23 protein-coding genes are annotated in these 24,307 nt (G+C 65.9%); 7 read left to right on the top strand and 16 right to left on the bottom strand.

Annotated elements, in window-relative coordinates; all coding sequences use genetic code 11:
* Positions 1 to 44: 44 nt before the first annotated feature.
* Positions 45 to 1,103, bottom strand: a complete 1,059-nt coding sequence (gene trpD, locus AC1M0F_RS01235; protein ID WP_480236390.1) for an anthranilate phosphoribosyltransferase — start codon at positions 1,101 to 1,103, stop codon at positions 45 to 47.
* A gap of 142 nt (positions 1,104 to 1,245) precedes the next feature.
* Here trpD and ctaE point away from each other — a divergent pair, with 142 nt between their 5' ends.
* The 5 genes from ctaE (at position 1,246) to AC1M0F_RS01210 (ending at position 6,321) form a co-directional block, all read left to right on the top strand.
* Positions 1,246 to 1,875 carry an aa3-type cytochrome oxidase subunit III gene (gene ctaE / locus AC1M0F_RS01230; protein WP_480236389.1) on the top strand — a complete coding sequence of 210 codons (630 nt, stop codon included), beginning with the start codon at positions 1,246 to 1,248 and terminating at the stop codon, positions 1,873 to 1,875.
* 20 nt (positions 1,876 to 1,895) lie between these two features.
* Positions 1,896 to 2,711, top strand: a complete 816-nt coding sequence (gene qcrC, locus AC1M0F_RS01225) for a cytochrome bc1 complex diheme cytochrome c subunit (protein ID WP_480236388.1) — start codon at positions 1,896 to 1,898, stop codon at positions 2,709 to 2,711.
* A gap of 41 nt (positions 2,712 to 2,752) precedes the next feature.
* Complete coding sequence (gene qcrA, locus AC1M0F_RS01220) at positions 2,753 to 3,835, top strand: cytochrome bc1 complex Rieske iron-sulfur subunit (RefSeq protein ID WP_480236387.1); 1,083 nt, start codon at positions 2,753 to 2,755, stop codon at positions 3,833 to 3,835.
* Entirely contained in the window at positions 3,832 to 5,451 is a 1,620-nt protein-coding gene (gene qcrB, locus AC1M0F_RS01215) for a cytochrome bc1 complex cytochrome b subunit (protein ID WP_480236386.1), read from the top strand. Before qcrA ends, qcrB begins: the two co-directional genes overlap by 4 nt.
* A gap of 93 nt (positions 5,452 to 5,544) precedes the next feature.
* Complete coding sequence (locus tag AC1M0F_RS01210) at positions 5,545 to 6,321, top strand: methyltransferase domain-containing protein (RefSeq protein ID WP_480236385.1); 777 nt, start codon at positions 5,545 to 5,547, stop codon at positions 6,319 to 6,321.
* An 84-nt stretch (positions 6,322 to 6,405) separates the two neighbouring features.
* Here AC1M0F_RS01210 and AC1M0F_RS01205 read toward each other — a convergent pair whose 3' ends face one another.
* From AC1M0F_RS01205 to AC1M0F_RS01185, 5 genes are all read right to left on the bottom strand, one after another.
* Positions 6,406 to 6,822 (bottom strand): cytochrome c oxidase subunit 4, encoded by a 417-nt coding sequence (locus tag AC1M0F_RS01205; protein WP_480236384.1) that lies wholly within the window; start codon positions 6,820 to 6,822, stop codon positions 6,406 to 6,408.
* Complete coding sequence (ctaD, locus tag AC1M0F_RS01200; RefSeq protein WP_480236383.1) at positions 6,822 to 8,552, bottom strand: aa3-type cytochrome oxidase subunit I; 1,731 nt, start codon at positions 8,550 to 8,552, stop codon at positions 6,822 to 6,824. The genes AC1M0F_RS01205 and ctaD overlap by 1 nt, the downstream gene beginning before the upstream one ends.
* 2 nt (positions 8,553 to 8,554) lie before the next feature.
* Positions 8,555 to 9,460, bottom strand: a complete 906-nt coding sequence (gene ctaC / locus AC1M0F_RS01195; protein ID WP_480236382.1) for an aa3-type cytochrome oxidase subunit II — start codon at positions 9,458 to 9,460, stop codon at positions 8,555 to 8,557.
* A 173-nt stretch (positions 9,461 to 9,633) separates the two neighbouring features.
* The gene (locus AC1M0F_RS01190) at positions 9,634 to 9,993 is read right to left on the bottom strand and encodes a HesB/IscA family protein (protein ID WP_480236381.1); all 360 of its coding nucleotides are present in this window, start codon (positions 9,991 to 9,993) and stop codon (positions 9,634 to 9,636) included.
* 107 nt (positions 9,994 to 10,100) lie between these two features.
* Positions 10,101 to 11,519: a M20/M25/M40 family metallo-hydrolase gene (locus tag AC1M0F_RS01185; RefSeq protein ID WP_480236380.1), complete on the bottom strand. Its 1,419-nt coding sequence runs from the start codon at positions 11,517 to 11,519 to the stop codon at positions 10,101 to 10,103.
* A gap of 39 nt (positions 11,520 to 11,558) precedes the next feature.
* Between AC1M0F_RS01185 and AC1M0F_RS01180 the strand changes: the two genes are divergently transcribed.
* Positions 11,559 to 12,152: a DUF3043 domain-containing protein gene (locus AC1M0F_RS01180; RefSeq protein WP_480236379.1), complete on the top strand. Its 594-nt coding sequence runs from the start codon at positions 11,559 to 11,561 to the stop codon at positions 12,150 to 12,152.
* 15 nt (positions 12,153 to 12,167) lie between these two features.
* Here AC1M0F_RS01180 and AC1M0F_RS01175 read toward each other — a convergent pair whose 3' ends face one another.
* From AC1M0F_RS01175 to hisD, 3 genes are all read right to left on the bottom strand, one after another.
* On the bottom strand, positions 12,168 to 13,202 hold the full coding sequence (locus AC1M0F_RS01175) for a quinone-dependent dihydroorotate dehydrogenase (RefSeq protein ID WP_480236378.1): 1,035 nt from the start codon (positions 13,200 to 13,202) through the stop codon (positions 12,168 to 12,170).
* A 29-nt stretch (positions 13,203 to 13,231) separates the two neighbouring features.
* Positions 13,232 to 13,726, bottom strand: a complete 495-nt coding sequence (gene nrdR / locus AC1M0F_RS01170) for a transcriptional regulator NrdR (RefSeq protein WP_480236377.1) — start codon at positions 13,724 to 13,726, stop codon at positions 13,232 to 13,234.
* A 146-nt stretch (positions 13,727 to 13,872) separates the two neighbouring features.
* Positions 13,873 to 15,183 carry a histidinol dehydrogenase gene (gene hisD / locus AC1M0F_RS01165; RefSeq protein WP_480236376.1) on the bottom strand — a complete coding sequence of 437 codons (1,311 nt, stop codon included), beginning with the start codon at positions 15,181 to 15,183 and terminating at the stop codon, positions 13,873 to 13,875.
* A gap of 120 nt (positions 15,184 to 15,303) precedes the next feature.
* Here hisD and AC1M0F_RS01160 point away from each other — a divergent pair, with 120 nt between their 5' ends.
* Complete coding sequence (locus tag AC1M0F_RS01160) at positions 15,304 to 15,789, top strand: flavin reductase family protein (RefSeq protein WP_480236375.1); 486 nt, start codon at positions 15,304 to 15,306, stop codon at positions 15,787 to 15,789.
* Here the strand turns inward: AC1M0F_RS01160 and AC1M0F_RS01155 are convergent.
* The 7 genes from AC1M0F_RS01155 to AC1M0F_RS01125 all read right to left on the bottom strand — a co-directional run bounded on the left by AC1M0F_RS01155 (position 15,786) and on the right by AC1M0F_RS01125 (position 24,276).
* On the bottom strand, positions 15,786 to 17,462 hold the full coding sequence (locus tag AC1M0F_RS01155) for a hypothetical protein (RefSeq protein ID WP_480236374.1): 1,677 nt from the start codon (positions 17,460 to 17,462) through the stop codon (positions 15,786 to 15,788). The genes AC1M0F_RS01160 and AC1M0F_RS01155 overlap by 4 nt on opposite strands.
* A 76-nt stretch (positions 17,463 to 17,538) precedes the next feature.
* A complete protein-coding gene (dnaE, locus tag AC1M0F_RS01150; protein ID WP_480237337.1) occupies positions 17,539 to 21,003 on the bottom strand; it encodes a DNA polymerase III subunit alpha in 3,465 nt (1,154 codons plus the stop codon).
* Positions 21,004 to 21,092: 89 nt separating this feature from the next.
* Positions 21,093 to 22,013 (bottom strand): RluA family pseudouridine synthase, encoded by a 921-nt coding sequence (locus AC1M0F_RS01145; protein ID WP_480236373.1) that lies wholly within the window; start codon positions 22,011 to 22,013, stop codon positions 21,093 to 21,095.
* Positions 22,013 to 22,702, bottom strand: coding sequence for a signal peptidase II (gene lspA, locus AC1M0F_RS01140; protein WP_480236372.1), 690 nt, complete (start codon positions 22,700 to 22,702; stop codon positions 22,013 to 22,015). Before lspA ends, AC1M0F_RS01145 begins: the two co-directional genes overlap by 1 nt.
* A 4-nt stretch (positions 22,703 to 22,706) precedes the next feature.
* Positions 22,707 to 23,339 (bottom strand): DivIVA domain-containing protein, encoded by a 633-nt coding sequence (locus tag AC1M0F_RS01135; RefSeq protein WP_480236371.1) that lies wholly within the window; start codon positions 23,337 to 23,339, stop codon positions 22,707 to 22,709.
* A gap of 123 nt (positions 23,340 to 23,462) precedes the next feature.
* Positions 23,463 to 23,765 carry a YggT family protein gene (locus AC1M0F_RS01130; protein WP_480236370.1) on the bottom strand — a complete coding sequence of 101 codons (303 nt, stop codon included), beginning with the start codon at positions 23,763 to 23,765 and terminating at the stop codon, positions 23,463 to 23,465.
* A gap of 7 nt (positions 23,766 to 23,772) precedes the next feature.
* On the bottom strand, positions 23,773 to 24,276 hold the full coding sequence (locus AC1M0F_RS01125) for a cell division protein SepF (RefSeq protein WP_480236369.1): 504 nt from the start codon (positions 24,274 to 24,276) through the stop codon (positions 23,773 to 23,775).
* Between the last annotated feature and the right edge of the window lie 31 nt (positions 24,277 to 24,307).

Below are 24,307 nucleotides of genomic sequence, written 5' to 3'. Positions count from 1 at the left end.
GCCTGCACTCAACCTAGCCGTCTGCGACCTGCGCACGGAAGGGGTCAGCGGGCCGCCTGTGTCGCTGCCACCCACTCGTCGAGCTTCGCCGACGCTCGGCCGGAGTCGATCGACTCCCTGGCCACCTCGAGCTGTTCGGCGAACCGCTCAAGGATGCCCACCTGCATCTGGGCGGGGTCCTCAGCGAGCCGGTACGCGACGAGGCCTGCTGCGGCGTTCAGCAGCACGATGTCACGCACAGGACCCTGCTCGCCTTCAAGCACCCGGCGAACGACCCCGGCGTTGTGCTGCGGGTCCCCGCCGATGAGGTCGCTCATCCTCGACCTGGGGATGCCGAGGTCGCGCGGGTCGAGGTCGTGCTCGGTGACGAGTCCCCTGCTGATCTCCCAGATGTGGGAGTGCCCCGTCGTGGTGAGCTCGTCGAGGCCGTCGTCGCCGCGAAAGACGAGTGCTGTCGCGCCCCGCGTCTGGAAGACCCCGACGAAGAGGGGGACCCTGTCGAGCTGCGCGACGCCCACCGCGGAGGCTTCAGGGCGGGCAGGGTTGCAGAGCGGGCCGAGGTAGTTGAACACGGTCGGTACCCCGAGTTCGGCCCTCACCGGCGCCGCATGGCGGAATCCGGGGTGGAAAGCGGAGGCGAAAGCGAACGTGATCCCTGTTTCGGTGAGGGCGGATGCGACGGCATCCGGCGACAGGGTCAGGTCGATGCCGAGGGCAGACAGCACATCACTCGCTCCTGACGTCGAGCTGACGGCGCGGTTGCCGTGCTTGATCACAGGAACACCCGTTGCCGCGACGACGACGCAGGCCATGGTCGAGACGTTCACCGTGCCGAATCGGTCTCCCCCCGTTCCCACGATGTCGAGGGCCATCGAGTCGACCGGCAGATGCACGGATTTTTCGAGGATCGCGTCGCGGAATCCGACGATTTCGTTGACGGATTCACCCTTCGCCCTGAGCGCGACGAGGAACGCGGCGATCTGCGCTGAGGTGGCCTCCCCACTGATGACCTGCTCCATCGCCCAGGTGGCTTCGGCGACGCTGAGGTCGGTGCCACCCAGCAGTTCGGTGAGGATGTATGGCCAGCTCGGGGAATCAGACATAGCTCAAATGGTATCGACAGCGGACAGTTGGGCGAATTCCCGGTCGACTCCCGGCCAGAACTAAGGCTCGCCTAACTAAAGACTCGGGCCTGAGGGGCCCCGATTGCGAAAAAGCTGCCGGGATATCGGCCATAATGGAAGGGTGACGAGCACTTCATTGAACTATGCGGCGAGAGCCCCGAAGATCAACAGGCCAAACACTGTCGCCGTGGGCACCATCGTGTGGCTCGGCAGCGAGGTCATGTTCTTCGCGGGCCTGTTTGCGATCTATTTCACCCTCCGTTCCGTGGCACCGGACCTGTGGGCCAGCGAGACCGCTTTGCTGAACATTCCGTTCTCGACGGTCAACACGATCATCCTCGTGGCGTCCTCGTTCACCTGCCAGTTCGGCGTGTTCGCTGCGGAGCGGATGCAGCCGCGCTCCATCGGCTGGAAGCCAAGCGAATGGGGCATGGTCGAGTGGTTCTTCCTCACCTATGCCCTCGGCGCGATCTTCGTCGCCGGCCAGATCTTCGAGTACGCGACCCTCGTCAGCGAGGGCGTGTCGCTCTCCTCCAACGCCTACGGTTCCGCGTTCTACTTCACCACCGGTTTCCACGGTCTGCACGTGACGGGCGGCCTCATCGCCTTCCTCCTCGTGATCGGCCGTTCGTACGCCGTCAAGGCTTTCGGCCACAAGGAAGCGACAAGCGCGATCGTCGTCTCCTACTACTGGCACTTCGTCGATGTCGTCTGGATCGGTCTCTTCTTCGTCATCTACATACTGAAATAGCAACCGGAAGACGCACACGAATGCTCAGGACACCATCACCCTCCGCCCGCACGGGCCGTAAGCAGGGCCGCCGTTCCCCTCTCGCCACGATCTCCCTGATCGCCGCAGGGCTGCTGTTCACCGGTGGCGCATACGCAGCCTTCTCCACGAGTACCGCAAGCGCCGAGACTCCTCACGCAGTGTCGGCCGCGAGCGTCGAGGACGGCAAGAAGCTCTTCCAGGCCAACTGCGCGTCGTGCCACGGTCTCGACCTCGACGGCACGGATGTCGCCCCCAGCCTGATCGGCGTCGGAGCGGCAGCGGTCGACTTCCAGGTCGGAACCGGCCGGATGCCGATGCAGGCCCAGGGCCCGCAGGCACCGGAGAAGCCCGTCCAGTTCACCGAGGAGCAGATCCAGTCGCTCGCGGAGTACGTCGCGACGACGGCACCAGGCCCCGGCATCCCCGACGATGAACTCCTCGACGGAGAAGGCGACCTCACCAACGGCGCCGAGTTGTTCCGGATCAACTGCGCCATGTGCCACAACGTCGCCGGAGCCGGTGGCGCTCTGACCCAGGGCAAGTACGCCCCAGCGCTGACCGGGGTCGCCCCGGAGCACATCTACGAGGCAATGGTCACCGGACCGCAGAACATGCCGGTCTTCAACGACGCCAACCTCTCACCGGAAGACAAGCGCGACATCATCTCCGCGCTGAAGTTCATGGAGAACAGCCCGTCGCCTGGCGGACACCCGCTCGGTTCCCTCGGCCCCGTCGCCGAAGGCCTGTTCCTCTGGATCTTCGGCCTCGGGACCATCGTCGCGATCACCGTGTGGATCACGGCGCGGTCGAACTAGGCACCGGGCAATGACAACGCGCAGAACTACGAAGGAGCACAATGGCACAGGACGGTAACAGCGGCACGGAACTCGCCGCTGCCGACTCGTCAGACCACGGCCACGGCATCGAACACGCCGTCGGTACGGCGGTTGTGGCCAGGGACGCGGTTCCGAACCCGGGATTCCCCCCGCACAGGCACCGTGTCACCGACATCGACCCGAAGAAGGACAAGCGTGCTGAGCGCACGGTCTACACCCTCTTCTACCTGTCGATCGTGGGCAGCGTGTGGGCCATCGCGGCGTACATGGCGTTCCCGATCATCCCGGAGGACCTCGAGTCCGTCAGGCTGAACAACCTCTTCATCGGCATCGGCCTCGCGCTCGCACTGCTCGCCCTCGGTATCGGGGCCGTGCACTGGGGCAAGGCGATCATGCACGACCAGGAGGGCATCGACATCCGCCACCCGGTCCGCGGAAGCGAAGACACCAGGGCTCGTGCCGTGGAGATCTTCGACGAGGCGAACACCGAGTCCGGTTTCGGTCGCCGTTCGTTGATCCGCAACAGCCTCATCGGCGCGCTCATCGCGTTCCCGCTGCCTGCCGTCGTACTGTTCCGTGGCCTCGCGCCTGAGAACCAGAACCCGGTCGACCTCCTGAAGCACACCATGTGGAAGGAAGGCGAGAAACTCGCCCGCGACCCGTCCGGCGTGCCCATCAAGGCCTCAGACGTCACCGTCGGTTCCGTGTTCCACGTGATCCCGGAGAGCCTGGCCGAAGTCGGACACTCGGAGGGCTATCTGGAGGAGAAGGCGAAGGCCATCGTCCTCCTCATGCGCCTCAAGCCGGAAGACCTCGTCGAGGATGAGGACAAGAAGGGCTGGTCGTACGACGGCATCGTCGCGTACTCCAAGGTCTGCACCCACGTCGGCTGCCCTGTCGCCCTGTACGAGCAGCAGACCCACCACCTGCTGTGCCCCTGCCACCAGTCGCAGTTCGACGTCACCAACCACTGCGCCGTCATCTTCGGCCCGGCAGCCCGTCCCCTCCCGCAGCTTCCCATCGCGATCGACGACGAGGGCTACCTCATCGCCCAGAGCGACTTCCTCGAACCTGTCGGCCCAAGCTTCTGGGAGCGTCATTGAACACCGTCACGGCCCCCGCCGAAACCACGACACCGGCTCAGAAGTCCGGTGGCTTCACCGCAGCGGCGTCGAACTACATCGACGAGCGCACGAGCATCTCGACCGCCGTCAAGGAGCTCGGCCGCAAGATCTTCCCCGACCACTGGTCCTTCCTGCTCGGTGAGGTGGCGCTGTACAGCTTCGTCATCATCCTTCTGTCAGGAACGTTCCTGACGTTCTTCTTCCAGGCGTCGATGGCCGAGGTCCATTACGAAGGATCGTTCGTCCCGCTCAAGGGCATCGAGATGTCCGCCGCAATGGCGTCGAGCCTCGACCTCTCGTTCGACATCCGCGGCGGCCTGCTCATGCGCCAGGTCCACCACTGGGCAGCCCTGCTCTTCGTCGCATCCATCGGCCTGCACATGCTGCGTATCTTCTTCACCGGAGCCTTCCGCAAGCCGCGCGAGCTGAACTGGGTGATCGGATTCATCCTCTTCATCCTGGCCATGGCTGAGGGCTTCACCGGGTACTCGCTGCCTGACGACCTGCTCTCCGGAAACGGCCTCCGCATCATCGACGGCATGGTCAAGGGCATCCCGCTGATCGGAACCTGGACCTCGTTCCTGCTCTTCGGAGGCGAGTTCCCCGGCACCGACATCGTCGGGCGTCTCTACTCGCTGCACATCCTGCTGCTCCCGGCGATCATCCTCGTGCTCATCGCCCTGCACCTCCTGTTCGTCGTCGTGCACAAGCACACCCAGTACGCCGGCCCCGGGCGCACACAGCAGAACGTCGTCGGCTTCCCCGTCCTCCCGGTCTACGCCGCGAAGGCTGGCGGGTTCTTCTTCATCGTCTTCGGTGTCGTGATGCTCATGGCATCGCTGTTCACGATCAACCCGATCTGGAACTACGGCCCGTACGACCCGTCCCCGGTCTCAGCGGGAACCCAGCCGGACTGGTACATCGGCTTCGCCGACGGCGTGCTCCGACTGGCTCCGTCCAACTGGGACATCGTGATCCTCGACCACACCCTGTCGCTCGGCATCCTCGTCCCCCTCGGCGTCGTCGGTCTGTTCATCGTGACCGTCCTGATCTACCCGTTCATCGAGGCGTGGGTCACCGGCGACAAGCGCGAACACCACATCCTCGACCGCCCGCGTAACGCCGCGACCCGCACCGCCATCGGTGCAGCAGGCGTCACCTTCTACGCGTGCCTCTGGGCAGCGGCCAGCTCCGACATCATCGCGACGCACTTCCACGTCACGATGGAAGGAGTCATCCGCACGCTGCAGGTCCTGCTCTTCGTCGGACCGGTCATCGCGTACTTCATCGCCAAGCGCACCTGCCTGGCCCTGCAGAAGAAGGACCGCTCGATCGCCCTCCACGGCTACGAGTCCGGACGCATCGTCCGCCTCCCCGGTGGCGAGTACATCGAGGTGCACGAGCCCGTCGACGAGTACGAGCGCTGGAAGCTCGTCAGCCACGAGAGCTACCAGCCCCTGATGATCCGCCCGAACGCCCGCGGCAAGATCACGGTCGGGCAGCGTGCCCGTGCCAGCCTGTCGCGCTGGTTCTTCGAGGACAGGATCGACCCGGTCTCGCAGACCGAGCTCGAATCCTCGCACGACCACCACTAGGCGATCACGTCACCCGAACGGGCAGCGCTGACCCTCCGCCACCTGGCAGGAGGGCTGCGCTGCCCCTTCTGTTTCTCCGCCGGTCTCGGATCGGTGCCCCTCTCCCCCATCGACGTCCTCGTTCTCGGCTGTGACGCCGGGCATCGCATCGACGTGAACAAACGCGGCTACGTGTCGCTGCTGCCACCCAGGACGAGGGTGACCGGCGACAGCGCCGCTATGCTCGAGGCCCGCGCCCGCTTCTTCGACACCGGCGCCTATGCCCCGATCGCCGAGGCAGTCTCCGAAGCGGGACGGGCGGTGACGGATGCTCCCGGTCTGCGGGTCGCTGAGATCGGCTGCGGCACCGGCTATTACCTCTCGGCCCTGTGCGCCGCCCTCCCGTCCTCGGCTCCCCTCGCCAGCGACCTGTCGCCTGCAGCCGTTCGCGTCGCTGTCGGAGCCGTCCCAGGCGCTGTGGGGGTGGTCCTCGACGTCTGGCAGCCCCTGCCGCTCGCCGACCGGTCCCAGGACGTCCTGTTGAGTGTCTTCGCCCCCAGGAACCTCGCCGAGTTCGCCCGCGTGCTCGATACGGACGGTGCCTTCCTCGCCGTCGTCCCCACCGGCGCGCATCTCCGTGAGGCACGAGCCGCCGGTCTGGCGCTCGACGTACCCGAGGGCAAGGCGGACGACCTGATCCGCTCAGCAGACCCGTGGTTCACCCTCGCAGCGCGGACCGAGGTGGAGTTTCTCATGCACCTCGAGGGCGACAGCCTCGCGCTCCTGCTCGGCATGGGGCCATCTGCGCATCACACGCTCGCAGCGGGCCAGGTTGTTCCGACGCGCGTCACGGCATCCGTCTCCGTGCTGACCTTCCGCCGTCGCGACTGAGGCCCCCGCGCACGGCATCAGCCGCCCGGACACAGAGAGACGGCCAGGCGCTGAGCGCCTGGCCGTCTCGCGTGCGGGGTCCGCTCAGCGAGCGTGGTATCCGCGGTAGTACTCGTAGGTCCAGCCGATCACCGCGATGAGGATCAGCGGCGCGGCGATGAACGAGATCCAGAAGCCCACCGAGAGACCGAGCATCATGAGTGCTCCACCGCCGGCCATGATGATCGGCCACCAGCTCCACGGGCTGAAGTGCCCGACCTCGGGGTCACCGTCGTCGATGTTGGCGCTCAGGGTGTCCTCGGGCAGTTCGCCGCCCTGATGCTTGTGCACCCGGTTGAGGTAGAAACCGAGGAACAGCGAGAGCACAGCGGAGAGGATGAGTGCGACGGTGCCGACCCACTCGATCTCCTCTGCGGCCGCGAGGCTCCAGTACACATAGATGCCCGCGACGAGCGCGAAGAAGACGGCGAGGATCCAGAAGAGGTTGACGTTCGCTTTCATTACTTCACTTCACCTTCCGCGCGGTCGTACGTTGGGGCGTCAGGGGCGTCCTTCGCCGGGCCGATGCCGACGGGGATGCCGGCTTCGGGGTGGTTCAGGTCGAAGGCCGGACGCTCGGAACGGATGCGCGGAATCGACGTGAAGTTGTGGCGGGGCGGCGGGCAGGAGGTCGCCCACTCGAGCGATCCACCGTAGCCCCACGGGTCGTTCACGGTCACCCTCGGTGCCTTGCGCGCCGTGATGTAGACGTTCAGGAAGAACGGCAGCATCGACAGGGCGAGGATCATCGATCCGACCGTGGAGAGCTGGTTCATCCAGGTGAAGCCGTCCTCAGGCGAGTACGTGGCGTACCGCCTCGGCATGCCGATCACGCCGAGCCAGTGCTGGATGAGGAAGGTGGTGTGGAAACCGATGAACAGCAGCCAGAAGTGCCAGTAGCCGAGTTTCTCATTCAGCATCTTGCCCGTCCACTTGGGCCACCAGAAGTAGAACCCGCTGAACATGGCGAAGACGACGGTTCCGAACACCACGTAGTGGAAGTGCGCGACGACGAAGTACGTGTCTGACACGTGGAAGTCGAGCGGAGGCGATGCGAGGATGACGCCGGTCAGTCCACCGAAGGTGAAGGTGACCAGGAAGCCGATCGCCCAGAGCATCGGCGTCTCGAACGTCACTGAGCCGCGCCACATCGTTCCGACCCAGTTGAAGATCTTCACACCGGTTGGAACGGCGATGAGCATCGTCATCAGGGAGAAGAACGGCAGGAGGACCGAGCCGGTGACGTACATGTGGTGGGCCCACACGGTGACGGACAGGGCGGCGATCGAGATCGTCGCGTAGACCAGGGTCTTGTATCCGAAGATCGGCTTGCGGCTGAACACGGGGAAGACTTCACTCACGATGCCGAAGAACGGCAGGGCGATGATGTAGACCTCGGGGTGGCCGAAGAACCAGAACAGGTGCTGCCAGAGGATCACTCCGCCGTTCTCGGCGTCGTAGATGTGAGCGCCGAACACGCGGTCGGCGCCGAGCGCGAAGAGCGCGGCAGCCAGGACAGGGAAGGCCATCAGGACGAGCAGCGACGTGACGAGCGTGTTCCAGGTGAAGATCGGCATCCGGAACATCGTCATGCCAGGCGCGCGCATGGTGATGATCGTCGTGATGAAGTTCACACCACCGAGGATGGTTCCGAATCCGGAAAGCGCGAGCCCGAGGACCCAGAGGTTCCCACCGATGCCGGGAGAGAAGGTCGTGCTCGACAGTGGTGCGTACGCGAACCAGCCGAAGGATGCAGCACCCTGCGGGGTGAGGAACCCGCCGACGGCCAGGAGGCTGCCGAACAGGAACAGCCAGAACGCGAAGGCGTTCAGTCGCGGGAACGCGACGTCAGGGGCGCCGATCTGCAGCGGCATGAGCGCGTTGGCGAAACCGGCGAACAGTGGCGTCGCGAACATGAGCAGCATGATCGTGCCGTGCATGGTGAACAGCTGGTTGTACTGTTCCTTGGTCTCGAGCAGGCTGAGGCCTGGTTCGAAGAGCTGGGCACGGATGATCAGTGCCATCACGCCGCCGACGCAGAAGAACAGGAACGAGGCGATCAGGTACATGTACCCGATCGTCTTGTGGTCAGTGGAGGTGATCCAGCTGACGATGATGTTTCCCTTGCGCTGGGCCGTGTTGCGGTTGATGACCCTGGCCTGGCCCGCTGGGATCTCGAGTGTTGTAGCCATGACTATTCGTTCTCTTCCTCAACGCGGGCCGGCGCGTCGGTTCCCGGCAGGTTGGTGTTGCGAGAGAAGTCCTCGCCGAAGTCGCCGATGTTTCCGTCGTCGGCGAGCGACTGCAGGTAGTCGTCGTACTCGTCCTGCGAGACGACCTTGACGTTGAACAACATCAGGGAGTGGTACTCGCCGCAGAGCTCGGCGCACTTGCCCGCGTATGTGCCCTCGCGCTCGGGCGAGAACGACATGTAGTTGGTCTTGCCGGGGAACATGTCCTTCTTGTAGAGGAAGTCGATGACCCAGAAGGAGTGGATGACGTCGCGGGACTGGAGGGCGATGGTGACATCGGCTCCGACCGGCAGGTAGAGGGTGGGGAGCTTCTCCTGGTCGATGGTGCCTGCTGGGGCACCCTCTTCCTGCTCGCCCTGGACGCCTGCGGACCAGACGTCTTCGCCGTCGACGGCGCCCGAGTACACGAAGTCCCATGCCCACTGCTTGGCGAAGACTTCGATCTCCACGTCAGGGTTCTCGTACTGGGTCTCGATGGCGGCCTGGTCGCGCGCGGTGAAAGCGAAGAACCCGAGAACGAGGATGAGGGGCACGATCGTGTAGAAGATCTCGATCGGCATGTTGTACCGCATCTGGACGGGAAGGCCGGTCTGGCCCTTCCTCCTGCGGTAGACCACGATGGCCCAGATGATGAGTCCCCAGGTCAGCAGACCGACACCCAGGAGCACGATCCACGATGTGGTCCACAGCCCTGCTATGCGCTCGGTGTGATTCGTGACGGGCGCTTCGCCCTCCACGAATCCGGGAAGATAGCCGTGAAGTTCGGCCTGGGTACAGCCGGCGAGAACCACGGCAAGCGTGATGGCAACCGGTATAGCAGCCCATCGGAGTCGACGATTCGAGCGCACCTGGGACCTTTCGATGACAGTGTTATTTCAGCCATCAGTCTAGCCCGATCGATCGCCCCGCTCTCGACCATTTGGCGCGTGCTGCCCGGTTTCCGGCGGCCTCGCGGGGGTTAAAAGATGCAGGGGACCCGCCGTTCCCGGCGCGTCCCCTGCATGAATTCCTGAAAATCCGCCTAGTGGAAGCTGTCTCCACACGCGCAGCTGCCGCCGGCGTTCGGGTTGTCGATGGTGAATCCCTGCTTCTGGATGGTGTCCTCGAAGTCGATCGACGCACCGTCAAGGTAGGGAACGCTCATCTTGTCGACGATCACTTCGACGCCGCCGAAGTCGACGGTGGCGTCACCGTCGAGGACGCGCTCGTCGAAGTACAGCTGGTAGATGAGGCCGGAGCAGCCGCCGGGCTGGACGGCGACGCGCAGACGGAGGTCGTCACGGCCTTCCTGCTCGAGCAGGCTCTTCACCTTGGCAGCTGCCGTGTCGCTCAGCCCGACACCGTGGGCGGGCGGGGCGGATGTCAGTGTCGTGTCGCTCATGACTCTCCTTGGTTGGTCGTGCTCGCAGGGGTTGCGAAATCTGATGTCATTCTACGCACGGTAACCGGGCGCGAGCTGGGGGAATTCCCGGCAGGTCGGATGTCGTCTCAGCGCTGATGCGCGTTGAGCCTGCCGAGGAGCAGCGCTTCGGCCAGCACGGAACGGTGGAACACGCCGAGGTGGAGCGACTCGTTGGGGCTGTGCGCCCGCGAGTGGGGGTCCTCGACTCCGGTGACCAGGATCTCCGCGTCGGGGAACTCACGGACGAGATCGGCGATGAACGGGATCGATCCGCCGATACCGAGCTCGACCGGGTCGACTCCCCACGCGTCCGCCATGGCCCGCTTGGCCTCTCCGACGGCGTACCCGCTGGTGTCGACGAGGAACGGGTCACCGAGGTCCAGGTCGTCGATCTCGATGCCGGCGCCGAACGGCGCGTTCCTGGTGAGGTGCCTCTCGATGGCGTCTGCGGCATCCCTTGCGGTCTGGCCGGGGGCGACCCGCACGCTGACCTTGACGGCCACGGAGGGAGCGAGCGTGTTGGAAGCGTTGGCCACCGTCGGGGCGTCGATCCCCGTGACGGTGATCGACGGCTGGTTCCAGATCCGGCTGAGGAGCGAACCGGTTCCGATCGGCTTCACTCCCGCCAGGAGGCCGGCCTCTTCTCGGAGCTGCTCCTCGGTGTACGCGGGAGTCTCCCCCGCGTACCTGGTCAGCCCGTCGATGGCGACGGAGCCCTCTGCGTCCCAGAACGTGGCGAGGAGGCGGATCGTCGCCAGCATGGCATCCGGAACCGCTCCCCCGAACATGCCCGAGTGCGAGGCGTGCTCGAGCGTCCTGACAGTGAGCCGGAAGGTGACGTTGCCGCGGAGCCCGATGGTGAGGGCAGGCGTCTTCTCGTCCCAGTTGCTCGAGTCGGCCACGATGATGGCGTCAGCGGTGAGTGCGTCGCGGTTGGCGGTGAGGAAGTTCGCGAACGACCGGGAGCCGAACTCCTCTTCCCCTTCGATGAAGAGGGCGAGGCCCAGGTCGATGTCGTCGCCGACGGCTTCGGTGAGCGCCCTGAGCGACGCGATGTGGGCCATCACACCGGCTTTGTCGTCCGCGGCTCCCCTGCCGTAGATGCGGTCGCCGCGCACGGTCGGCTCGAACGGCTTCGAGTCCCAGTCCTCGTCCTTCCCTGGAGGCTGGACGTCGTGGTGGGCGTAGAGCATGACCGTCGGTCGGCCATTCTTCGCACGGCGGGTGGCCAGGACCGCGGGCTGGCCGAGTTCTGTGGTGTCGCCGATCGGCGCCTGGGTGATCGTGACGCTGTCGAACAGCCCGGTGTGCTCGACGAGGGCGGCGACGGCTTCCGCGCTCTCCTTCACATGGGCAGGGTCGAAAGCCGCCCACGACACGCTCGGGATCCGGACGAGGCGGGACAGGTCGGCAATGGTCGACGGCAGTCCGCCCGCGACCGCCGAACGGATCGCGTCATCGACGGCGGACGGGGTTCGAGAGACGTTCTCGTCGGTATCGGTCATGCAGGTAATCTTAAGAGATATCCAGCGCAAGGAATCATCGTGACCAAGCACACCCCAGACTCGTCTTCCGAGCCCGTCCTCGAAACGCCGGAGGAGACCGCTGACCGTCTCGCCGGCAACTCAGGAAAGGGCAGGCCGACCCCCACCCGCAAGGAACGGGAGGCCCTGAACAAGCGGCCGCTCGTCCCCGGCGACCGCAAGGAAGCGCAGAAGGCCGCGAAAGCGAAACTGGCCGAGTCCCGCGAGAAGGCCAGGATCGGCCTCGCCGCAGGCGACGAGCGTTACCTCCCTGCCCGCGACCGCGGCCCTCAAAAGCGCTTCGTCCGCGACGTCGTCGACTCCCGCTTCAACATCGGCGAGTTCCTCATCCCCGTGATGTTCGTCGTGATCGTCCTGACGCTGTTCCCGCCTGTCGTCCAGGTCTATGCGATGCTGCTGCTCTGGGTCTTCTTCGCGATCGCCGTCCTCGACGCCGTCTGGCTCGGTTTCTCGGTGAAGAAGAAGCTCGGTGCGAAGTTCGGCGAGACCTCTGTCGAACGCGGTGTGCGCTGGTATGCCGCCATGCGGGCCTTCCAGATGCGCGTACTGCGCCTACCGAAGCCCCAGGTCAAGCGCGGACAGCGCCCCGCCTGATCTGGCTGTGGTCGGTCAGGATGCCGACAGGCGCTCGGACAGGCCTCGGTTGATCTGGCGCGCCCAGAGCGGGCCGCGGTACAGGAACGCTGTATAGCCCTGCACGAGGCTCGCACCGGCCGCGAGGCGGTCGGCCACGTCTGCCGCCGTCTCCACCCCGCCGACCGAGATGACGCACAGGCTTTCAGGGACGCTCGACCGGATGAGCCGCAGCACCTCGAGCGATCGCGCGGCAAGCGGAGCGCCTGACAGCCCTCCAGCGCCTGCGGCCTCGACGGTGGCCGCCGGTGTCGACAGCGACGTCCTGGCGATCGTGGTGTTCGTGGCGATGATCCCGTCGAGTCCGACCCCGACGGCCAGTTCGGCGATCCGCCGGACTTCGTCATCGGTGAGGTCGGGCGCGATCTTCACGAGGAGCGGGGTCCTGCCAGCAGCCTGCTTGACGGCGACCAGCAGTGGAGCCAGCTTGTCGAGTTCCTGCAGGCCGCGCAGGCCAGGGGTGTTCGGGGAGCTGACATTGACGACGAGATAGTCGGCGAGGGGGGCGAGCAGCCTCGTGCTCTCGAGGTAGTCGTCGATGGCGTGATCCACACCGACGACGCGGCTCTTGCCGATGTTCACGCCGAGCACTGGTCGCCCGGGAACCGAACGCAGGCGGGCAAGTCGGCGGGCGGCGGACGCCGCTCCCCCGTTGTTGAACCCCATCCGGTTGATGACTGCACGGTCGGGGACAAGACGGAACAGGCGCGGCTTCGGGTTGCCCGGCTGCGCGTGTGCGGTGAGCGTCCCGACTTCGACGTGACCGAACCCGAGCGCCCCGAGTCCCAGAACCGCTTCGCCGTCCTTGTCGAACCCGGCAGCGACGCCGAACGGCGTGTCGAAATGCAACCCGAGGGTGTCGACGCCGAGATCCGCCGACGGCCGGGTGAACCGGCGGACTGCTGCGGTGAGGCCGACCCTGGGCAGGGTGCGGATCACCACGAAGGCGAGGTGGTGGGCGCGTTCAGGATCGAGCCTGGACAGGACGTGAGTGAAGAGGAAGCGATACATGCGTGTGCAAGGTTACCGTGCGGCGGATGTCACGCCTGCGCGGTCGGTGATGCGGCATCCGCTGACGCAACCGGTTCTGCGTGTTCGTTGCGCAGCAGGGTGATGGCGTCCTCGAAATCCTCGAGGGATTCGAACGCCTGGTACACGCTGGCGAACCGGAGGTAGGCGACCTCGTCCAGTTCACGGAGCGGCGTGAGAATGGCCAGTCCGATCTCGTTCGCGTCGATCTGGCTGGTGCCGGTCTGGCGGATCGATTCCTCGACCTTCTGCGCCAGCACGGCCAGGTCGGAGTCGGTGACGGGGCGGCCCTGGCAGGCTTTGCGCACCCCGGAGACGACCTTCTCGCGGCTGAACGGCTCGACGACTCCGCTGCGCTTGATCACGTTGAGGCTGGCTGTCTCCGTGGTCGAGAAACGGCGGCCACATTCGGGGCACTGTCGCCTGCGACGGATCGAGAGACCGTCGTCGCTGGTCCTGGAGTCGATGACGCGTGAATCGGGGTGACGGCAGAACGGGCAGAACATGGCTCAAGACTAGTCGAAGCTCGAGGTGGTCCGGCCGCTGTACGGCGCGCACGGTCCGCGCGGGTGTTCCGGCTCTGCGCGGGTGTCTTTTCACCCGCGCGAAGCCGATCGACCCGCGCGGCGCGCGTGCGCGCGGCCCGACGCCGCTACCGCTCAGGGAACCGCGCGCGAACCGCGTCGCCGTGTGCAGGAAGCGCTTCAGCGTTCGACAGGGCGAGCACCCGGTCAGCGACCTCGCCGAGTGCGGCGCGGTCGTAGTCGATCACCTGCTGAGGGCGCAGGAACGTGTACGCACCGAGACCGGACGCGAAGCGCGACTGTCCTCCTGTCGGCAGGACGTGGTTGGACCCCGCGAGGTAGTCACCGAGGCTGACGGGCGAGTGGGCGCCGAGGAAGATGGCTCCTGCGCTGGTGATCATCGCGAGGACCGCCTCGTCGTCCGCGGTCTGGATCTCGAGGTGTTCGGGTCCGTACGCGTTGCTGAACCGCGCGGCTGCGGCGAGGTCGTCGACGAGGACGATCGCCGATTGCGGTCCCCCGAGCGCCTCCGTCACGCGGGCCGAGTGGGTCGTGCTCGCGGCGAGAACCTCGAGCCTGGCCTCGACGGCCTCCGCGAGGTCGACGGAGTCGGTGACGAGGAGCGATGCGGCCGCCTCGTCGTGTTCGGCCTGGCTGACGAGGTCTGCGGCGACGAGCGCCGGGTCGGCGTCGACGTCTGCGATGACGAGGATCTCGGTGGTGCCCGCTTCGGAGTCGATGCCGACCTGGCCGCGGACCAGCCGCTTGGCGGCCGCGACGAAGATGTTGCCTGGCCCGGTGACAACGTCGACAGGGTCGAGGTCGAGACCGGGGACCCCGTAAGCGAGGGCACCGATCGCGCTCGCGCCTCCCATGGCGTAGATCTCGGTGACGCCGAGGAGGCCGGCCGCCGCGAGAATGGTGGGGTGGACCTTCCCGCCGTGCTCACGCTGCGCCGGTGATGCGAGCGCGATGGACCCGACACCGGCCACTTGCGCAGGAACGACGTTCATGACGACGCTCGACGGGTAGACGGCCTTGCCGCCAGGCACGTAGAGCCCGACGCGGTCGACGGGCTGCCAGCGCTGCCTGATCGTCGCGCCAGGGGTCAGCCTCGTGGTCACGGGGGCGGGGACCTGGACCCGGGTCGCGGTCCTGACCCGTTCGATGGCCGCTTCGATGGCATCCCGGACATCGGGGTCGAGGGCATCGACGGCAGCGGCGATGTCCGAGGCGGACACCCTGATCGGGGTATCGGTCACGCCGTCGAACTGTTCGGCGTGACGGTGCAGCGCGACCTCGCCCTCGGTCCTCACCTCGTCGATCAGTCGTGCGGCAGCCGCTGACGCGACCGAGACGTCGACCGCCGGGCGGGGAATGAGCTGCAGGAGTTCAGCGCGAGTAGGCTTGACACCGCGCAGGTCAATGGTCTGGATCATGGCGATACCAGCCTATCGGCCCGCTCTCGCCCCGGAATATTCCTGCGGAACACTCGTTGATGCACACGGATGGTCGGTTGGCTGTCGGCGACCGGAAAGAGAGCGCACAGAATGAATCCGATGCAACCAGACCTGGATGCGTTCAAGGCAGCGTTCCGGCGTCACGCCGCCGGTGTGGCCGCCATCACCGCCAGGAAACCGGACGGCGACCCGGTCGGATTCACCGCCACTTCCCTCGCCTCACTGTCGGCTGTTCCGCCTCTCGCGACATTCAACATGGCCAGAAGCGCGAGTTCGTGGCCGGCCATCGTGTCCACCGACCGCGTCGTCATCCACATGCTCGGAGCGCGCAACCGCCGTCTCGCCGAGATCATGAGCGGAGACAACGCCGCCAGATTCGTCGGCGATCACTGGCACGAGGGCGAGAACGGTCTCCCGATTCTCGACGGTGTGACGACGTGGATGACCGGACGGATCATCGAACGTCTCCAGGTCCACAACAGCGCCGTCGTCGTCGTTCAGATCGAGTCTGGTGAGATCGGACCAGACGACGAGCCGCTGATCTACCACGAGCGCCGCTACGTGCGCCCGGGAGAGATCGCCTAGCCGCGGGTGATCCCCTCGAGGTCACGGAGAACGCCGATCCGGCCGTCATCGTGGCGGATCACGAGCTCGGCGCCGCGATCGATGATCGCCAGCGCCCACGCGGTCGGTCCGATCTCGAACACCGTCGCCCCTGTCTGCTCGTCGATCACCTGGCGAGGCACAGGCGAGTAGACCCAGAACGGCTGGGTCGAGAACACAGTGGTCGGGGATTCGGCCGCCTGCTCCCCCGCCGCGAGCCGTTCGGTGCCTTCGTCGTCGTCGGAGTCGCCCGCGGACCTTGCGGAGACGTGACTGAACGCAGACACCGGTGCCGGGCCTGCGCCCTCGTCGTCGTCGAGATCGTCGTGGGCGTCGATGACCTGCGTCGCTGAAACCGACGCGACGGGGTCGACGGCAGGGACGTCGGCGGCCACGAATGCCGGGTCGAGCAGCTGCGCGTCTTCATGCGGACGGGGCTGGTCCTCGGAGACGACCTGCCCGGGGTCCGACGGCTCCGGCGCGCTGTCGTCCGGTGCGGGTTCGGCCGGGGATTCGACCTGGGCATCTCGAGAGACCTCGGTCGGGGCGGCATCCGGTTCGACCGTGACCGGGGCTGCGGTGTCGGTGAATGTCTCCGCCGATGGCGGCTGGACTGCCTCCGGCGCCACCGGCGCTGCGGTATCCGCTCCCGCGAGTGGGAACGCCTGGGCGCCCGGGTCGTGAGGGGCAGGCGCCGGCTGGGAGCCACGGCGCTGGTATGCGGCGTACTCGCCTGGCCCTGCGGGCTGAAGCGGCGCTCCTGGCTGCCCGGGGTAGGCGACCGGCTGCTGGGGTGCTGCCGGGCGTTCGACCCGTGGGCGGCGGGCAACGGGTCCTGCCGGACGGGCGACCCGGTGGGCGACGGTCTCCTCTCGCCCGGAGAAATCTCCGGCGAACAGCGGGATCACCGGTGCCAGCGTGGTCAGCACGACGGCCACGAGGGAGAACAGGAGCCCGACGATGACGCCGGCGCCGGGAACGAGGAGATCGGATCCTCCGCCGAACCATGCCGGGAATCCGATGATGAGGAAGAGCGCGCCGAGATAGAAGCCTGAGGTGACGACGGATGCCACAGAGGCGTACTGGTCGACGGACAGCGAACCGACGCGGAGCGGCCGGGCCGGGGCGAGTCGCCGAACGGCGAGAAGCACCGCAGCTGCCACGAGGACGAGGACGGCAGGAATCGCGAGCCACGGTGCTGGTGCCCAGACACTGGTGTAGCCGAAGACGTCGGCGTAGTCGCCGCCGAGGAACGGCAGGAAGGACGTGATGAGAACGAACACCGTCGTGCCGAGGAACAGCACCTCGCGGAGGGTGAATCCTCCGATGCCGTACGGCACGCCGTTCGGATCGGTCTTCGGACGCGCGGGCCTCTGCGGCTGCGGCGGCGGGGCGGGCGCGTACTGCTGCGGGTACGGCTGCTGGACGTACTGCCCCTGCTGCGGGTACTGCTGCTGGTACCCCTGCGGAGGCTGCTGGTACCCCTGAGGGGCCTGCTGCTGGTACTGGTCGAACGGCGGGTAGCCGACCGGCTGGGCGCCGTGCTGCTGAGGCGCGAACGACGGCTGCTGCGGCGCGAAGGCTCCCTGCTGGGGCGCGTCGCCTGCGTCAGCGGGCGTGCCCTCCTGGTATTGCGGTGTCTGCGGGTTCGTCATGGGAAATCCTTCGTTCACGGCAATACGGGCGTTCGCCAGGCCAGCTGGTGGTGGTCCGGTTCGAGCGTAGCCGATCCTAACCGAGGCAATTCGGGCCCAGCAACGACTTGAGCTCGCCGAACAGGTCAGGTGTGACCTTCACCGGGTACGGGATCTCGAACACACGCGCGACGTCGCCCCTGACGAGCTTGAGCCGCACTTCGGCGTCTCCGGAGTGCCGGGAGAGGATGCCGCCGAGCTGCGTCACGAGCTCGGTCGTCGCCCTGGCATCCGGCATCGTGAGCGTCAGCGGACCTGACACCCCGCCCTGCTCGATCTCCGGCGAGAAGATGCTGTACGCGTGCAGGTTCATGCCGTCGTCCCGCATGCTCACCCGGCCGCGAACGACGACGACGGAGTCGTTCACGAGCGTCGGGGCGAACTCCTGGTACGCCTTGCCCATGAACATGACGGTGATCTCACCGCCGAAGTCCTCGACCTGGATCATGCCGTACTGGTTGCCGGAGGTCTTCGCGACACGGTGCTGCACGCTCGTGGTGAGACCGGCGATCGTCACCGTGTCGCCGTCCTGCGTGTGCTCGGAGGTGAGCATGTCGGTGATCGTGGTCGTCGCGTGTTTGGCCAGCTGCAGCTCGAGTCCGGCGAGCGGGTGGTCCGAGACGTACAGGCCGAGCATCTCGCGTTCGAACGCGAGTTTGTCCTTCTTGGACCATTCCGGGCGGTCAGGCGTCACCTGGGCCGTGGCATCCAGTTCGAAGATGCCGCCGAAGAGGTCGACCTGCCCGTTGGCTTCGTTGCGTTTGAGACTCACGGCCGAGTCGACGGCGTCCTCGTGGATCTCGATCAGGCCGCGCCTCGTCGCCCCGAGGGAATCGAAAGCTCCAGCCTTGATCAGAGATTCCATCGTGCGTTTGTTGGCCACAGGCAGGGGCACCTTGCGGAGGAAGTCGTGGAACGAGGTGAACTCCCCCTCCCGCTCCCGCGCGGCCCTGATGGCCTCGACGACATTGAACCCCACGTTTCGAACGGCACCGAGCCCGAACCTGATGTCCTCGCCGACAGCGCGGAAGAAACCGATCGACTCGTTGACGTCCGGTGGGAGCACCTGGATGCCCATCCGGCGGCACTCGTTGAGGTAGATGGCCGCCTTGTCCTTCGAGTCACCGACACTCGTGAGCAGCGCCGCCATGTACTCGGCCGGGTAATGCGCCTTGAGGTATGCGGTCCAGTAGGACACCACCCCGTATGCGGCCGAGTGAGCCTTGTTGAATGCGTAGTCGGAGAACGGAAGGAGGATGTCCCAGACGGCCTTGATCGCCGCGTCCGAGTATCCGCGTTCGTGCATGCCGCCGCTGAAACCCTCGAACTGCTTGTCCAGCTCCGACTTCTTCTTCTTGCCCATGGCGCGGCGCAGGATGTCTGCCTGCCCGAGCGAGAAGCCTGCCAGCTTCTGCGCCACGCTCATGACCTGCTCCTGGTAGATGATCAGACCGTGCGTCCCTCCGAGGATCTCCTGGAGCGGCTCCTCGAGTTCAGGATGGATCGGGGTGATCGCCTGCAGGCCGTTCTTGCGCAGTGCGTAATTGGTGTGCGAGTCAGCACCCATCGGCCCCGGCCGGTAGAGGGCGATCACGGCGGAGATGTCCTCGAAATTGTCCGGCTTCATCAGGCGGAGCAGACTGCGCATCGGGCCGCCGTCGAGCTGGAAGACACCGAGGGTGTCACCGCGCGAGAGCAGTTCGTATGCGCCCTGGTCATCGAGGGCGAGCTGTTCGAGCTCGATCCTGGTACCGCGGTTCGATTCGATGTTGTCGAGTGCGTCGCTGACGATCGTGAGGTTGCGCAGCCCGAGGAAGTCCATCTTGATCAGTCCGAGGGCTTCGCAGGCCGGGTAGTCGAACTGCGTGACGATCTGGCCGTCCTGCTCCCGCTTCATGATCGGGATGATGTCGATCAGCGGGTCGCTCGACATGATCACGCCTGCAGCGTGCACACCCCACTGCCGCTTGAGGTTCTCGATGCCGAGTGCGGTGTCGAAGACCGTCCTGGCCTCGGCATCCGTTTCGACGATCGTCCGGATGTCGACGGCTTCCTTGTAGCGCGGGTGGGTCTTGTCGAAGATCCCCTCGAGGGGGATGTCCTTGCCCATGACGGGCGGCGGCATCGCCTTGGTGAGCTTGTCGCCCATCCCGAAGGGGAACCCGAGAACCCTCGAGGAGTCCTTGAGCGCCTGCTTCGCCTTGATGGTGCCGTACGTGACGATCTGGGCGACGCGTTCGTCGCCGTACTTCTCGGTGACGTACCGAATCACTTCGCCGCGGCGCCGATCATCGAAGTCGACGTCGAAGTCGGGCATGGACACGCGGTCGGGGTTGAGGAATCGCTCGAAGATGAGGCCGTGCACGATCGGGTCCAGGTCGGTGATCTTCATGGCGTACGCGGCCATCGACCCTGCACCCGAACCGCGGCCGGGGCCGACACGGATGCCGTTCTCCTTCGACCATTTGATGAAGTCGGAGACGACGAGGAAGTAGCCGGGGAAGCCCATCTGGACGATCACGCCTGCTTCGTAGTTCGCCCGCGCCCGAACCTCGTCCGAGATGCCGTTCGGGTACCGCTCGACGAGTCCTCGCTCGACCTCCTTGATGAACCAGGTCTCTTCGGACTCACCGGCAGGGACCGGGAACCGCGGCATGTAGTTGGCCTTGGTGTTGAACTCGACGTTGCATCGCTCGGCGATGGCCAGCGTGTTGTCGCACGCCTCAGGGTGGTCGCGGAAGATCTGGCGCATCTGCTGCGCCGACTTGAGGTAGAACTCGTCTGCGTCGAACTTGAACCGGTTGGGGTCGTCGAGGGTCGAGCCGGACTGGACACAGAGCAGCGCGGCATGCGCCTTGGCGTCGTGCGCGTGCGTGTAGTGCAGGTCGTTGGTGGCGACGAGAGGCAGGTCCAGCTCTTTCGCGAGCCGGAACAGGTCGGTCATGGTGCGGCGTTCGACGTCGATGCCGTGGTCCATGACCTCGCAGAAGAAGTTGTCCTTGCCGAAGATGTCGCGGAACTCGGCCGCAGCCGCCTTCGCCTCGTCGTACTGCCCGAGCCTCAGGCGGGTCTGGATCTCACCACCGGCACAGCCGGTCGTTCCGATGACGCCCTTCGCGTAGGTGGAAAGGACCTCGCGGTCCATCCTGGGCTTGAAGTAGTAGCCCTCGATCGACGCGAGCGACGACATCCTGAACAGGTTGTGCATGCCCTCCGTGGTCTCGGAGAGCAGGGTCATGTGGGTGTACGCACCACTACCGGAGACGTCGTCGCGCCCCTGGGCGCTCGTTCCCCACTTCACACGGGTCTTGTCGCTCCTGTGGGTCCCAGGGGTGATGTAGGCCTCTGTGCCGATGATCGGTTTGATGCCGGCGGCTGTCGCCGTGCTCCAGAAATCGAACGAACCGAACATGTTGCCGTGGTCGGTGACAGCGACTGCAGGCATCCCCTCGGCCACTGCGGCTTCGATGAGCGGTTTGACGCGGGCGGCACCGTCGAGCATCGAGTACTCGCTGTGGACGTGCAGGTGAACGAACGAGTCGTCAGATGAGGGCAAGACTTCTCCGTGGAGCTGGGGGATGAACTCCCAGCCTAATCCTCACGGAGGACATCGAGGGCGTGCTGGAGGTCAGCCGGGTATGCCGCATCGTAGGTGACCCAGTCGCCCGAGCCCGGGTGGGTGAACGAGAGCTGGGCAGCGTGCAGCCACTGCCTGGTGAGGCCCAGTCGCGCGGCGAGCGTCGGGTCGCTGCCGTACAGCGGGTCGCCGACGCACGGATGCCGTTGGGCGGCCATGTGGACCCGGATCTGATGGGTCCTGCCGCTCTCCAGGTGGATCTCGAGTAGCGAGGCACTGGGGAACGCCTCCACGGTCTCGTAGTGCGTGATCGACGGTTTGCCGTCCGCCGTCACCGCGAACTTCCAATCGTGGCGGGGATGCCGCCCGATCGGCGCGTCGATCGTGCCTGCAAGCGGGTCAGGGTGACCTTGGACGACCGCGTGGTAGACCTTGTCGACCTCACGGTCGTGGAACGCCCGCTTGAGCTGCGTGTACGCGCGCTCGCTCTTGGCGACGACCATGAGCCCCGTCGTTCCGACGTCGAGCCTGTGGACGATACCTGCGCGCTCGGCGGAACCGGACGTCGAGACGGTGTATCCGGCGCCGGCGAGGGCCCCGAGGACGGTCGGACCGGTCCAGCCGACCGACGGGTGCGCGGCGACGCCGATGGGCTTGTTGATCACGATGATGTCGTCGTCGTCATGCACGACGGTGAGGTCGGAGACGACGACGGGGACGATCACCGGTTCCTGTTTCGGCGTCCAGCTCACTTCGAGCCAGCTTCCGGCGTGAAGGCGGTCGGATTTGCCCGCCTGCTGGCCGTCGATCGTGACGCCACCGGCTTCGGCGACTTCTGCGGCAAAGCTCCGCGAGAAGCCGAGCACCTTGGCGAGACCGGCATCGACGCGCGAGCCCTCGAGCCCGTCGGGGACGGGCAGGCTGCGGGACTCCATCAGGCGTCCGACCGGCGCGGCTCGGCGGGGTGGTCGGCCGGAGAGCCTGCCAGGGGGGCGGCTTCGACGGAACCGGCCGGGGTCTCCCCCTTCGGCGCCTCAGCGGCCTGGTCTTCAGCGCCTTCGCCCTCAGCGCCTTCGCCTTCAGCGACTGAGGCGTCGGCATCCTTCGAGGACACCGTCCTCGTCCCGTCCAGGTTGATTCCCCTGATCGTGAGGATGATGAACAACCCCATGCTGACGACGATGCAGATGTCGGCGATGTTGTAGATCGCCGGGATCATCCACGGTGTGGAGATGAAGTCGATGACATGACCGAGGCCGAACGACGGTTCGCGGAACAGCCGGTCGGTGAGGTTGCCGAGCACGCCACCGAGGAGAAGCCCGAAGACGACGGCCCAGCCGATGGACCGGATCCTGCGCGCAAAGACGATGATCGCCACCGTGACGGCGGTCGCCAGGATCGAGAAGATCCAGGTGCTGCCTGCGGCAAGCGAGAACGCCGCCCCCGGGTTCTTGACGAACTGCAGAATGAGCAGATCGCCAAGAACCTTCACCTGCTCGCCGAGCGGCAGGTTGGAGACGACGAGGTACTTCGTGAACTGATCGAGCGCAAGCGCCGTGACCGCGATGACGGCCACGACGACGAGCGCCCGCACACTGGGAGAACCAGCAGGTTTTTTCGGCAAGACCTTAAGCGTTGGACTTTTCGCTGGTCACATAGCCGGAGCCGGTGCCCTGCGCTGCCGGACCGCCGTTGGCGTCCAGTTCCTTCAGCTGACCTTCGATGTAGCCGCGCAGCTTCTGGCGGTACTCGCGTTCGAAGATCCGGAGTCCGTCGATCTTCTCTTCGAGAGCGGACTTCTCGTCGTTGAGGATCTTCATCTGTGCGCGCTGCTTGGCCTCGGCCTCGGCGACGACGCGCGCCGCGGTGGCGTGACCCTCAGCGACGAGGGCATCGCGCTTCTCGGCGCCTTCACGGACGTGCTCGTCGTGCAGGCGGCGAGCCAGCTGGAGCAGGCTCGATGAGGACTCGGAGTCGTCGGCAACTGCCGACGGGGTGACGGGCGTCTCCACGGGAGCGGCGACGGGCGACGGGGCCACCTCTGCAGGAGCGGCTGCGGCTGCGACGGGCTCTGCCGTGCGGGCTTCACCGGTGTCGGAACCCTCGAGACGTGCCTTCAGCTCCGTGTTCTCCTGGAGCAGGCGGCGAAGCTCGACGACCACCTCGTCCAGGAAGTCATCAACTTCGTCCTGGTCGTAGCCCTCGCGGAACTTGGTCTGCTGGAACTGCTTGTTGACGACGTCTTCCGGAGTTAGCGCCATGGCTTCCCACCTCTTACTTGTTTGAGCTCGTATGGACGTGCCTACGCTAGCAAATCCTCGCAGCGGTCTGCTGGAATTTCGACTGGTCGGGCACGTGGGTTACAGGATACCCCGCCTCACGCATCAGCGCAGGAGCAGATTCACCAGTGTCATCGCGATGATGACGCACAGCATGGTGATGCTCCAGCCGAAGTCGAGGGCGAAGGCTCCGATCCGCACCGGCGGGAGGATGCGCCGGAAGAACCGGATCGGAGGGTCCGTCAGCGAGAACACGAGTTCGGCTGCGACCAGTCCGAATCCCCTGGGCCGCCAGCGCGGCTTGAAGGATCGGACGAGGTCAAGACCGAATCGGGCCCACATGACGAAGAAATACAGCAGGAGGGCGAAATACAGGATGCCTCGGAGAAGCGAAAGAACGGAGTCCACCCGTCAATTATTGCTGAGCGAAGAAGGTGGACTCTGCGTCTGACGCAGCTCCGCCGGCATCACCGAGCACGGCGACGTGCGCCGGGGAGAGCAGGAACACCTTGCTGGTGACTCGTTCGATCTTTCCGTACAGTCCCTGGGAGAGGCCGCTGGCGAAGTCGATGAGGCGCTTCGCGTCTCCTTCGCTCATCTGCGAGAGGTTGATGATGACGGGGACACCGTCACGGAACGTCTCGGCGATGACCTGTGCGTCGCGGTACTGCTTGGGGTGCACCGTGAGGATCTCGTTGAGTTCGGCAGGGGCTGCCTGCTTGGTCGCCGTCGGGCGACGCAGTGGGGTCACCGGAGCGCGGTTCTGCACCGGCGTCGGTCCCTGCGTGTTCGCGTGCGACGCGTTGTGCGTGTTCGACGCAGCGGGCGCGGCGGGGGCGGCGTTCGACTGCTCCTCGTACTCGAGATCATCATCTGCGAGGCCAAGGTAGACCATGGTCTTCTTCAGCGGGTTGGACATCGCTACCTCCGTTTGTGCGGTTCCTACTTCT

This window comes from Mycetocola sp. Y719, from assembly GCF_056713205.1.
The sequence above is the reverse complement of the archived record's forward strand: the minus strand, read 5'-3'. Positions and strand labels throughout refer to the sequence as shown.